Source organism: Bacillus sp. EU52 (assembly GCF_037964975.1).
Taxonomy (GTDB): Bacteria; Bacillota; Bacilli; order Bacillales; family Bacillaceae; genus Bacillus; species Bacillus subtilis.
Window position 1 is genome coordinate 3,357,529 of the sequence record NZ_CP150177.1, and the last position, 11,486, is coordinate 3,369,014.

Consider the following 11,486-nt stretch of genomic DNA (forward strand, 5'->3'; position numbering starts at 1 on the left):
AATATAATGCTAGGTAACTGGTCTTATTACCCAGTCATCAGATGATCATATCATCTATAGAAACCGCTTACATATGGCGCCAGTTTATGTTTCAAGGAGGGGTTTGGGATGCAATGGACACAGGCATATACGCCTATAGGGGGAAATTTGCTATTATCAGCGCTTGCCGCACTTGTACCGATTATTTTCTTTTTTTGGGCACTCGCGATTAAACGGATGAAGGGGTATACAGCAGGCTTGGCCACATTGGGGATCGCCCTTGTCATTGCTGTATTGGTTTATCGGATGCCGGCGGAAAAAGCGCTGATGTCCGCGACACAAGGAGCCGTATACGGATTGTTGCCGATCGGCTGGATCATTGTGACGTCTGTTTTTTTGTATAAAATCACTGTGAAAACGGGACAGTTTGATGTCATTCGCAGCTCTGTTCTCTCGATTACTGATGACCGACGGCTTCAAGCTCTCTTGATCGCTTTTTCATTCGGGGCTTTTTTAGAAGGGGCAGCAGGCTTCGGAGCGCCGGTCGCCATTTCTGCCGCGCTGCTGGTCGGTCTCGGCTTTAATCCTCTTTATGCTGCGGGGATCTGTTTGATCGCCAATACGGCGCCGGTTGCCTTTGGGGCGATTGGGATTCCAATTACAGCCGTAGAAGGGCCGACAGGGATTCCGGCGATGGAGATTTCGCAAATGGTCGGGCGGCAGCTGCCGTTTTTATCCGTATTTATTCCTCTTTATTTAATCATCATCATGAGCGGTTTCAGGAGAGCCTTGGAGGTCTGGCCGGCGATTCTCGTATCCGGTGTTTCCTTTGCCGTTGTTCAATATCTCAGTTCCAATTTTTTAGGACCTGAGCTGCCCGATGTTTTGTCAGCTCTTGTTTCAATGGCTGCACTTGCTGTGTTTTTGAAATGGTGGAAGCCGAAAACAACATTCCGGTTTGCCGGTGAACAAGAGTCGGCCGCCTCAATTGAAACGGCGCGCACAAATCCGGCGGCGCCTGCGTACAGCAGCGGACAGATTTTTAAGGCTTGGTCGCCATTTCTGCTGCTGACGGCGATGATTTCCGTATGGGGCATTCCATCTGTCAAATCTGCACTGACCGGGCATTATGAAGGCTCTGCGGTGTTCTTGAAGTGGCTCAATGCAGTTGGAGAAAAACTGACTTTTGCCCCCGGTGTGCCTTTTTTGAACAATCAGATTGTCAATGCTGACGGTACGCCGATTGAAGCGGTTTACAAGCTGGAGGTGCTTGGTTCAGCCGGCACCGCGATATTGATTGCCGCAGTGCTGTCAAAGTTCATCACGGCGATTTCATGGAAAGACTGGGGAACCGTTTTTAAAGAAACAGTCCAAGAATTGAAGCTTCCGATTTTGACCATTGCTTCTGTCGTTGGTTTTGCCTATGTCACCAACTCCTCGGGAATGAGCACGACACTCGGGATGACACTCGCGCTGACAGGTTCGATGTTTACCTTCTTTTCGCCCGTCCTCGGCTGGCTCGGCGTCTTCATTACCGGCTCGGATACTTCCGCCAACCTGCTGTTCGGCAACCTGCAGAAAGTCACCGCGTTATCGGTCGGTATGGACCCTGTTCTGTCTGTCGCCGCCAACTCTTCAGGCGGTGTCACAGGAAAAATGATTTCGCCGCAGTCGATAGCGGTGGCGTGCGCCGCGGTAGGACTCGCCGGAAAGGAATCAGATCTTTTCCGCTTTACCATTAAACACAGTCTGTTTTTGCTGCTGCTCGTTTGTATCATCACCTTTTTGCAGCATCACGTATTCAGCTGGATGATTCCTTAAAAAAATCCTCCCGTCTAGGGAGGATTTTATTTATATCGCTTTCTCGCTGCCGATGAAGGAATATTCATTTGATCGCGATATTTTGCCACGGTGCGTCTCGAGATTTGGATGCCGTGTTGTTCATACAGCAAATCGACAAGCTTTTGATCTGAAAGCGGTTTTGTTTTGTCCTCTTGATTGATCAGGTCTTCAAGATGCATTTTGACTGCATAATTCGACGCATCTCCCTCTCCTGAAGCCTCGGCTTTTGCTGAGAAAAAGAGTTTCATCTCAAACAGCCCGTAAGGCGTTTGTATTGTTTTCCCTTTAATGGCCCGGCTCACAGTTGATTCATGAAGGCTTAGACAGTCCGCCACCTCTCTGAGAGTCAGCGGCTTCATTGCGCTTCGCCCTTTCAGAAAGAAATCCTTTTGGCGTGTGATCAGTTCATTGATAATTCTCGTGATTGTCTGTTTTCGCTGCCGCAGCGCGCGGCTCAGCCAGCGCCACTCCTGATATTTCGCAGATAAATAGGAGACAGTATCCTGACAGGAGCCGGATGATAAAAGCGTTCTGTACTGCGGATGCAGATCGATCTCGGGAAACGAGCGGGTATTCAGTTCCGCTGCAATGTGCCCGTTTTTTACGGTGATAAAAATGTCAGGCTCAATATACACATCTTGCTCTGGCCGGGCAAACAGAAGGCCAGGTCTAGGATGAAGAGCCGCGATATCATCTGAGATATCTTGAATGGTATGGAGCGGAATTCCCGTCTCTACTGAAAGCGCTTTCCATTTTTTTTGCGCAAAAGCATCAAAATGAGCTGAAATCAGCATTTCCGCTTGTTCATTTCTGTTCGGCAGCCGCTGTAATTGAAGAAGGATGCATTCCTGCAAAGATCTCGCACCGATTCCAGCCGGTTCTAATGACTGGAGTTTTGCCAAAACAGCCTCCGCTTCCTTAGCCGATACAGATAGGCGCCGTGCTGCCTCCTCCACATCTTCTTCCAAGTACCCGTTTGAATCAAGCGAATGAATCAGATAATTAAAAATCTTTTTTTCAGTGTTGGTCAGATTCATATCGAGTGACTGCTGTTTTAACGCATCCTGCAATGTTTTTTGCGGATTACTTAATTGAAGGCCCGCTTCCTGTGCATTCATCCTGTTTTTGTTTGTTTTATGGTAAGATAGTGGCGGTGTGTCTGTTTCCTTTCGTTCAATAAGAGGGTTTTCCAGTGAGAGCTCATCAATGTACTCGGCGAGTTCTGCCGAATGATAGCCAAGCAGCGTGATGGCCTGCCTGAGCTCCTGTGTCAGTTGAGGCTTTAATACTTGTACTTGCTGAAGTTTCATATCCATCTTGCTCACTCCCCTTTCTTCATTGTACATGATTGAGATCACACCGTATACATTTATGAAAAAGGAGCTGCCAAAGAAATGTCTGAACTTTTTTCCGTCCCTTATTTTATTGAGAATTTAAAACAGCATATTGAAATGAATCAGTCTGAGGATAAAATCCACGCGATGAACAGCTACTACCGTTCCGTCGTCTCAACACTAGTGCAGGACCAGCTGACGAAAAACGCAGTTGTCCTGAAACGGATTCAGCATTTAGATGAAGCATACAACAAAGTCAAACGTGGAGAATCAAAATAAACCTTCCGCTCACATGTGAGCAGGAAGGTTTTCCTTCTTTGAGGTGTGCTGGATGAGACGGGTGCTTGGCACGCCTTCCATCCAGGTATGAAAGTAATTGGCGTTTTTCCCGTAGGAATTATCAATGACCGTGTTTTCTTTTTGAAGAAGAGAAGACAGGATGTGGCCGTGCAGCCTTGATGTTTCCACCGATTCGTAACGGCTGAAAAACCGAATCGCTTTTTGGACGATATAATCCGAGTATTTTTCCCATATATACGCAATGGGCAAAGGGTTGCCTGCTTTTTTATTCAAGACGTTCAGCGTTTGGAGAAAAGCAATCGTCCGGCGGTCTGAAGCTGACAGCACCGTGCGCCAGTCGTAGCTTTCCGCTTCTGCGTGTTCCTGAAGCGCCTGGTTTGCTTCATGATCTGTTCGGATAAATCTCAGCTTTTGATTGGACGGCTGCTGCGTGGGAATGACGGGAAACAGCTGATGAGCCATATCAGGCAGAAGCTGAATGTGATTTGTTGTAAAATAGGCCTGTGCCGTAGCATAGGAGGCTTTTTCCCTTGTCATGATGTGAAGGTTCGCATGCTTAGAAAATATCTCTGCCGTCCGTTTGAGGTTGTCTTTGTTTTGAAAATAAATCGATTGCGGCAGGATCACAATTTTGTGGTTCGGATAGGTTTGAACGATTTTCTCTCTAAAGCCTTGATAGTACGGATACAGATCCCCGAAGTTTCCGCCTCCCTGGCAGACGATGATGAGATTCGGATCAAGCTTTCGCCCGATTGGGAAATTGTCAGGATTCCAGCGTTTTCTGACCCGAATCCCGTGTTCTTTAAAGAAGGCTTCTGTTCCTTTCATAATAAATAAATCCCCTACATTCCCATATAGAGGATAGTCAGCATATATAATCTCTGATTGTTTCGGAATGACGTCGAGCAGCCCGGACAGTTTCTGTTTCAGGCTGATCATCGAATGCTTGCTGTCCATTTCTTCACCTCGGCAGTTTGGAATAAGTGCAGTAGCACTTCAATGACCCGGCCTTGCTCATCTTCTGTCATATTGGACCCCGATGGGAGACAGATTCCTCGCTTGAACAAATCTTCGCATACGCTTCCTGTATCTTCATGAGAATAAAATAAAGCCGGATTGAACAGCGGCTGGGTATGGAGCGGCTTCCACAGCGGACGGGCTTCAATGTTTTCTTCAGCAAGACGTTGAACTATGTCATATGGGCTGAGCCCGTTATCAAGTGTGAGCGTGGTGAGCCAGCGATTGGATACGCCTGCTGCGTACTCTGGCATAAAGCGGACGCCGTCTAAGTGACCGAGCGCATTTTTGTATCTCGTGAAAATGGTCCTTCTTTTCTCCACTCGCTCATCCAGCACCTCAAGCTGGGCAATGCCGACGCCGGCTAAGATATTGCTCAGCCTGTAATTATGTCCAATTTGACTGTGCTGATAATGAACAGCCGGCTCTCGTGCCTGCGAAGCGAGAAATCTTGCTTTTTCAATTGCGGCTTCATCATTTGAAACGAGCATCCCTCCCCCTGATGTGGTAATGATTTTGTTCCCGTTAAATGAAAAAATGCCGAAGCGCCCGAATGTTCCGCTTTGCTTCCCTTTATAGACTGTTCCGAGAGATTCGGCTGCGTCCTCAATGACAGGAACTCCGTATGCATCGCACAGGCTTACGATTTCATCCATTTTCGCGCTCTGCCCATATAGATTGACGGCAATAACCGCTTTTGGCAGTGTTCCATTTCTTTTCGCTTCCTCCAATGCTCTTTCAAGGGCTGTCGGCGACATATTCCACGTATCAGGCTCAGAATCAATAAAAACGGGCACCGCTTTTTCATATAAAATCGGATTGGCGGTTGCTACAAATGTGAAGGACTGGCAAAACACGCTGTCACCTTCTTTTACCTCAAGCAAACGCAGGGCGAGATGAATCGCCGCCGTTCCTGAGCCGACCGCAGCTGCTGCTTTTACACCGACTCGTTCTGCCAGCTGTTCTTCAAATGAATTCACGAGCGGCCCAAGCGGCGCGATCCAGTTTGAGCGAAAGGCTTCTGAAATATAGTGCTGCTCCCTGCCGCTCATATGAGGGGGAGATAAGTAGATTTTTTTATGCATAGAATCATCCTTTGTTTGATGTTTGAATGGAAGAAATGATGCGTGCCGGAGCACCGGCCGCCGTTACCCTGTCCGGTATGGGATGGATCACCGCGGAGCCGGCGCCGACAATGCTCCAAGCCCCGATTGTGATCTGCGGTATGACGGATGCACCAGTTCCGACGTGAGCGCCTTCCTGAACGGAAACCGCTCCTGACAGCGTGACACGCGGGGACAGATGAACGTAATCGCTGATTTGATTGTCGTGCTCTGCCACTGCACCCGTATTGATGATGCAATGAGCGCCGATGCGCGCATCCGCCTGAATGATCGCGCCCGCCATAATCACTGTCCCTTCCCCGATGACAGCCGACTTGCTGACGATGGCTGACGGGTGAATCAATGTAATAAAATCATCTTTCCTCAGTCCCAGTCGCTCCGCCAGCTGTTTTCTGACACTGTTCTTCCCAACAGCAATCAGAAACAGCACATCAGGAATGAGCCTGCGCAGTTCAGTAACGGCTTCCGGCGGTCCTGTGTACCATTCTTTTCCGCCTTCGAACGTTTTGAATTTATCATCCAGCACCGCGGCTAAGCGCGTATCTGAGCGGGCGTTTATCAGCTCTCTGATCACCTTTCCGTGTCCGCCGTCACCCACAATGGCCACGTTTTTCATGAGGACACATCTCCGCTTCCGGTAAACCGTTCTGCGGTCACATGATTGGTTTGCTGAATCCCTTCTGAAACAAGGACCTTTCGCACCGTCAAACATAAAATTTTCAAATCGAGAAAAAATGACCGGTTGTCAACGTACCATACATCTAATTCAAATTTCTTTTCCCAGGAAATCGCGTTTCTGCCATTGATTTGCGCCCAGCCTGTGATACCCGGCTTCACCTCATGGCGCCGTGCCTGTTTTTCTGTATAAAGAGGCAGATAGTCCATCAAAAGCGGCCGTGGCCCGACAAGGCTAAGATCGCCCTTCAGGACATTCAGGAGCTGCGGAAGCTCATCAATGCTCAGCTTTCTGATCAGCCTGCCCGTTTTCGTCAGCCGGACTTCATCTGGCAGCAGATTTCCCTCACTGTCCCGTTCATCCGTCATTGTCCGGAACTTATATAGGGTGAACGGTTTGCCGTGCAGGCCTGGCCTTACTTGCTTAAAGAAGACAGGTGATCCTATTTTCAGCCTGACAACGGCGATGGTGAACAGAATGATCACACTCGTACAGCACAACAAAAAAATGGCGGCCGTCAGATCAAAAAGTCGTTTCAGGATCAAAGATTCACAGCTCCTTTCGTTTTTCGAAACCGTTTTAATACCAGCTGTCTTTCCTCTTTTGTACAAACGAGCATAAAAGCGAAAACAGCGTAGAAAAAGCTGACTGTCACTCCCGTCGCTATCAATGACGGCCAGCTGTCAATCTTCACAATGAACTGAATTGCCTTACAGACCGTCCAGGCAAATACAGCGGCTGAAAGAGGCCCGATTATGCCTTTAAAGAACACGTGCTTTTTGTAGCCTGTAATGCGGGATACGTAAAGCGGCGTAAAGATGGCATTTTTTAAAATAAGAGAAATGGCCCCTGCCAATGTTATGCCGTACAGACCGAGATGAGCCGGCCCGCTCAGCGTGACCGCCAGCACCACATTCACCGCACCTAACAGCAGGGTAACAATCGCCGGTGTTTTTTGTTGATTAAAAGCGGTCCATATATAAAACAGCGGCATAAAGGCGAGGCTGACAACCAAGTATCCGGCATGAATAAATAAAAGCGGTGCTATCGTTGAAAAGGACGGTCCGAGCCAGATTGTCAGAAAAGGTCCCGCCAATCCGCCCAATAAGGCAGCAGGAAGTGCAAGCAAAAGACCATTGAGCCTTACTGCCTTATTGGCGTAATTCATCAATCCTTCCATATCGCCTTTTGAATAATATGAAGTCATGATGGGCGCAAACAGGGATGCGACCGTTCCGGCCAAGCTGCGCAAAAGCAGCGGAAACTGGATAATCGCCGCGTATTTCCCGGATGCAGACGCCCCCAGCATCAAATTGGCGGTTAACAGATCAATCTGCAAAAAAAGCAGGACGCCGATTTGATTGACGGAGCTCCATGCGCCCGCTTGAAACAGCTCCTTGCTTGTACGGAATGAAAGATCCTTCATACGAAACGAAAACCACGGAATCAGCTTTTTGAAGAAATAGAAAGACAGCACAGACGCAATAACAGCACCAGCTAAAGCTGCAAGCTGGATCTGCCAGATTTTCGGCGCAAAGCATGCAAACAGGAGCAGCACAGACAGCACCCGTATAAGCATTTGCACCGCCTGAATGGAACTGGTGATATAAAGGCGGTTGGCATAAAATGGTGCAGCGCCGAAGCCCGCCATCAGAAACGTTAAAATAAACAGCAAACTGCCGATTAAAATCGACAAACGCACATCAGCCAAAAGCGCTTGCGGCACATTCATGACGCGGTCAATAAAAAAAGCCGAACCCGCAAGCGGCAGCAAGAGCAGCAATGAAATCAAAACAGAGGCCGCTAAATAATTGCTGATATACGCATTTGCTTTCTCCCGCTCTCCCCTGTGGGCAGCAACAGAAAAGAATCGAACGACAACCGAGCTGAGCGCCACGGTAATAATCGAAAAGTAATTAATCACATTTTGTGTCAAGTGAACAAAGCCAAACGCTTCCACACCGAGCGTTTTGACAATAAAAGGCGTCATCCAAACCGATAGGAAAACGGACAAGAGAAAAGCCGTGAGATTAGCGCTGAAGTTTATTGTGAATTTCATGCTTGCTTCGCACTGCCTTTCATTATCCCCCGATGCTCGAAAAACAGCTTGATGAGAAAAGTGAGCCGCCATTTACACAGTGCTAATACCAAGCGCTCTCCTCTTAATAATTTCTCATGCTGAAACGGTGTATGTCTGACAGCCTGCCGCACCATGTCATAGGATAAAATCTGTCTGATCTTCTTTTTGATGTCTTTCGGCGAATTCGGAGAAGCACAGGCATTTGCCAAAAGCATCGGAAGCTGGTGCCTGCAAATGTACACATTCAAATCTTCTTGGCATGCGCCTGCTAAGCCATAGTGATTGTAGAATGCGATTTTAGCTTGATATTGTTTTTGAAGATGTTCATCCATCGCCGGCTTATAAGGGATTTCTGTCAGGCTGTTCGGATTTTCACGATAAATGTACAATCCTTCATCCAGCATTTTCACCCGCTCCGCTTCGCAAAAAGCGGACAAATTGAAGGGAGAGTCTTCAGCAAAACGGATGTCTTCATCAAACATCAGATTCGCCCTATCAAAAAGCTCACGGCGGTAAAGATAACGCCATACATACCAGATAAATCTCGTTTCGTGAGCATGTTTAAGCCGTTCAGTCATTTCTCGTTTTGTCAGCACGCGGTTTGCCTCAAGCTGCGGCGGCACATATGTCCGCCTGTCCGATGACTGTTTGTAAAAACCGCATCCGACGATGTCGAGCCGATTTTCCTCCGCTTCTTCAGCCAGCCTCTGGAACATGGCGGAAAATACATAATCGTCTCCGTCTACAAAGCCGATGTAAGTGCCCCGCGCGGCCTTTATTCCCGTATTTCGCGCTGAACTAAGCCCGCCGTTTGCCTGATGAATGACCCGGATTCTCGCATCCCGTTTTGCATAATCCTCTGCAATTTTGCCTGAACGATCCGGTGTTCCGTCATTCACGAGGATGATTTCAATATCAGAAAGCGTTTGACGAAGCAAAGAATCAATGCACTCCCCTATAAATGGTTCAACATTATACATCGGGACAATAATGCTGACGAGCGGGGTCATTGCGCTTCACCGCTGATTTTGTCACGCAGACCTTTAAAATACACATCTCTCGGAAAGCCTGCACGGGATGTTTCTTTTGTTAAAAGCTCATTGACTGCGGCTGTTACGCGCTCTGGCTCCGGATGTTCTATCAGCTTCATGAACGGGATGTCTTTAAGCCATTGATAGCCCTCCATCACCTTATGGTCAAAGGAGCGAATGACAACACACGGCGTTCCTGTCAGCGCGCAAAAAATCATGCCATGAAGCCTGTCAGTGACGACGGCTTCTGCGCTTTGCAGCTTAGACCACAGTGCTTCAAGTTCTTGTTCGCGTGTATCGCGGCTGACCCGGCGGCCGATCGTTGTCGTAAAGGATTTGATCTCGCCGAATTCCTCACATAGCGCAGCCTTGACCCGGTTCCTCTGGTCCTCCTGAAGCACGCTTTCCTGATCCTCGCGCAAACACATATAAACCCCTTCGCGTTCTGCGGGGGTCTTGCTTCTATCTAAATACAGCACCATGTCCGGCTGCTTCAAAATTGTTTTTTCTTGAAAATGCTGTTTCATAAATTGATACGTTGTTTCATCCCGCGCCATCAGCAACAGGCCGGGGTGCGCATTATAAATTTTCTGTGCCCGTTTCAGCTCTTTGCGCCCTTTTTTCGTGTCAGAAAAATGAGCCGTTGCCGGAAGCTGGACAACCCGATAGTCATGGAATGTTTTAATGATGAAGCGGCGCGTCCACTCCTCATAACGGTATAAATCCCCCATATTTCCGCCGCCGATGATAAAGACCATATCCTCCGGATGGCGCGAGCGGATCAGGTTTTTTGCTGATTTGTAAATGTCCTTCATATCGACCTCGACGATGTCAAAGTCCGGGTATTCTTGCTCAAGAAATGCCTTGCTGGCATAAGCAATTGCGTGATCTCCCAAATTGTCATGGGACGGCAGCAGGGTCAGTATGATTTTTTTCTGATGTGCTGCGGCCTTTACCGGTTGATCTGCCGCTCCCAGCCAATATTGGGACGGATATTTGACCTTTAGCAGCAGCCATTCTGCAAAATTGATTTTCAACGATTGTAACGACATGTCCTCACCCTCTGTTTCTCATTTTGTACTCGATCACCCGCTGATACACAGCCGATGCCATAGCGACGAACGGAATCATTCTGTATTTCGCCATCAGAAGCAGGCATGACCGTTTTGCGTCAAAAGGAGCAGTACCCGTTTTTGAAAGACTTTCTTGAAACACCGGATCCGCGCATATCACGCCAACATTTCTAAGCTTTTCAAACAGTCGGCGGCTGCCGCTCGTTTTCCATTCATTCAGCATGCAGATGCTGCTGTGAAGAACGATAAAGGTATCAAGCTCCTTGCGATACTCCTCCAGTTTGTTGTTCTCCTGTAAAAACGCCGCATTCGCCTCATACAGCGCAAGTCCTGATTCAAACAATTTTTTCTGATAGCGCTGCACAATGGAGGAAAGGTGAATTCGGTAATGATAGAGCGGCGTTTTTACGTAGGATACTGAGCGGGCGAAAAAATGAGCCCTGAAGCTGAAAAACTGATCCTCGACATGCTCCAGCTCGCCTCGGAGCGGAAACGACAGCCGATGGGCTTCAATCATGCTTCTTCTATACAGTTTGTTCCATGAAAACCCTCTGACCTTCCCTTCGAATAACGCCTTGATATAGTGCTCCTTCGGCTGATCCTGATAGGTTTGGGCAATGTCAGAGTCCATGGTTTTGCCAGTGTCCTCAAACTCTGCGGCGTAATTGCAAATGACCAGATCAGTTTCATCGCCTGCTGTCCGGAGCATCTGCTCGCAATAATCAGGCTCAATCCAATCGTCTGAATCGATAAACGCGATAAATTCGCCGCGTGCAGCTTCAATGCCTTTATTCCGAACCGCACCGAGACCCTGGTTTTCCTGATGAATCACCTTGAACCTGTTGTCCATTTTGGCGTATTCTTCTGCGATATCCGGGCTGGCGTCAGCTGAACCGTCATTGACAATGATGATTTCAATATTGTCCACTGTCTGGTTCCGCAGTGATTCGAGACACGTTCTGATATATGTTTCTGTGTTATAAACAGCGACTAACAGACTAACCGCAGGTGTTTCCATAATGACCGGCTC

At 48.1% G+C, this 11,486-nt stretch carries 11 protein-coding genes; 2 read left to right on the top strand and 9 right to left on the bottom strand.

Annotated elements, in window-relative coordinates:
* Nucleotides 1-108: 108 nt before the first annotated feature.
* The gene (lutP, locus tag NSU05_RS17270) at nucleotides 109-1,800 is read left to right on the top strand and encodes an L-lactate permease LutP (RefSeq protein ID WP_038429665.1); all 1,692 of its coding nucleotides are present in this window, start codon (nucleotides 109-111) and stop codon (nucleotides 1,798-1,800) included.
* Nucleotides 1,801-1,826: 26 nt separating this feature from the next.
* Here lutP and rpoN read toward each other — a convergent pair whose 3' ends face one another.
* Nucleotides 1,827-3,137 carry an RNA polymerase factor sigma-54 gene (gene rpoN, locus NSU05_RS17275; protein WP_038429667.1) on the bottom strand — a complete coding sequence of 437 codons (1,311 nt, stop codon included), beginning with the start codon at nucleotides 3,135-3,137 and terminating at the stop codon, nucleotides 1,827-1,829.
* Nucleotides 3,138-3,215: 78 nt separating this feature from the next.
* Between rpoN and yvfG the strand changes: the two genes are divergently transcribed.
* A complete protein-coding gene (gene yvfG, locus NSU05_RS17280; protein WP_003219905.1) occupies nucleotides 3,216-3,434 on the top strand; it encodes a protein YvfG in 219 nt (72 codons plus the stop codon).
* Nucleotides 3,435-3,443: 9 nt separating this feature from the next.
* Here the strand turns inward: yvfG and NSU05_RS17285 are convergent, their stop codons facing one another.
* The 8 genes from NSU05_RS17285 to NSU05_RS17320 are packed head-to-tail and all read right to left on the bottom strand — an operon-like array spanning nucleotide 3,444 to nucleotide 11,474.
* Nucleotides 3,444-4,412 (bottom strand): polysaccharide pyruvyl transferase family protein, encoded by a 969-nt coding sequence (locus tag NSU05_RS17285; RefSeq protein ID WP_038429669.1) that lies wholly within the window; start codon nucleotides 4,410-4,412, stop codon nucleotides 3,444-3,446.
* Nucleotides 4,391-5,557, bottom strand: a complete 1,167-nt coding sequence (locus NSU05_RS17290) for an aminotransferase class I/II-fold pyridoxal phosphate-dependent enzyme (protein WP_029725953.1) — start codon at nucleotides 5,555-5,557, stop codon at nucleotides 4,391-4,393. Before NSU05_RS17290 ends, NSU05_RS17285 begins: the two co-directional genes overlap by 22 nt.
* 4 nt (nucleotides 5,558-5,561) lie before the next feature.
* Nucleotides 5,562-6,212: an acetyltransferase gene (locus NSU05_RS17295; RefSeq protein WP_029725954.1), complete on the bottom strand. Its 651-nt coding sequence runs from the start codon at nucleotides 6,210-6,212 to the stop codon at nucleotides 5,562-5,564.
* Entirely contained in the window at nucleotides 6,209-6,817 is a 609-nt protein-coding gene (locus tag NSU05_RS17300) for a sugar transferase (RefSeq protein ID WP_014480945.1), read from the bottom strand. Before NSU05_RS17300 ends, NSU05_RS17295 begins: the two co-directional genes overlap by 4 nt.
* The gene (locus tag NSU05_RS17305; RefSeq protein ID WP_029725955.1) at nucleotides 6,814-8,331 is read right to left on the bottom strand and encodes an MATE family efflux transporter; all 1,518 of its coding nucleotides are present in this window, start codon (nucleotides 8,329-8,331) and stop codon (nucleotides 6,814-6,816) included. Before NSU05_RS17305 ends, NSU05_RS17300 begins: the two co-directional genes overlap by 4 nt.
* Complete coding sequence (locus NSU05_RS17310) at nucleotides 8,328-9,362, bottom strand: glycosyltransferase (RefSeq protein WP_038429671.1); 1,035 nt, start codon at nucleotides 9,360-9,362, stop codon at nucleotides 8,328-8,330. The genes NSU05_RS17305 and NSU05_RS17310 overlap by 4 nt, the downstream gene beginning before the upstream one ends.
* On the bottom strand, nucleotides 9,359-10,435 hold the full coding sequence (locus tag NSU05_RS17315) for a polysaccharide pyruvyl transferase family protein (protein WP_015714747.1): 1,077 nt from the start codon (nucleotides 10,433-10,435) through the stop codon (nucleotides 9,359-9,361). The genes NSU05_RS17310 and NSU05_RS17315 overlap by 4 nt, the downstream gene beginning before the upstream one ends.
* 4 nt (nucleotides 10,436-10,439) lie before the next feature.
* A complete protein-coding gene (locus tag NSU05_RS17320) occupies nucleotides 10,440-11,474 on the bottom strand; it encodes a glycosyltransferase (protein ID WP_038429672.1) in 1,035 nt (344 codons plus the stop codon).
* Between the last annotated feature and the right edge of the window lie 12 nt (nucleotides 11,475-11,486).

Bases quoted from the DNA above. Each gene is read 5' to 3' on its own strand.
- lutP (WP_038429665.1), top strand. From the start codon at position 109: ATGCAATGGACACAGGCATATACGCCTATAGGGGGAAATTTGCTATTA.
- rpoN (WP_038429667.1), bottom strand. From the start codon at position 3,137: ATGGATATGAAACTTCAGCAAGTACAAGTATTAAAGCCTCAACTGACA.
- yvfG (WP_003219905.1), top strand. From the start codon at position 3,216: ATGTCTGAACTTTTTTCCGTCCCTTATTTTATTGAGAATTTAAAACAG.
- NSU05_RS17285 (WP_038429669.1), bottom strand. From the start codon at position 4,412: ATGGACAGCAAGCATTCGATGATCAGCCTGAAACAGAAACTGTCCGGG.
- NSU05_RS17290 (WP_029725953.1), bottom strand. From the start codon at position 5,557: ATGCATAAAAAAATCTACTTATCTCCCCCTCATATGAGCGGCAGGGAG.
- NSU05_RS17295 (WP_029725954.1), bottom strand. From the start codon at position 6,212: ATGAAAAACGTGGCCATTGTGGGTGACGGCGGACACGGAAAGGTGATC.
- NSU05_RS17305 (WP_029725955.1), bottom strand. From the start codon at position 8,331: ATGAAATTCACAATAAACTTCAGCGCTAATCTCACGGCTTTTCTCTTG.
- NSU05_RS17310 (WP_038429671.1), bottom strand. From the start codon at position 9,362: ATGACCCCGCTCGTCAGCATTATTGTCCCGATGTATAATGTTGAACCA.
- NSU05_RS17315 (WP_015714747.1), bottom strand. From the start codon at position 10,435: ATGTCGTTACAATCGTTGAAAATCAATTTTGCAGAATGGCTGCTGCTA.
- NSU05_RS17320 (WP_038429672.1), bottom strand. From the start codon at position 11,474: ATGGAAACACCTGCGGTTAGTCTGTTAGTCGCTGTTTATAACACAGAA.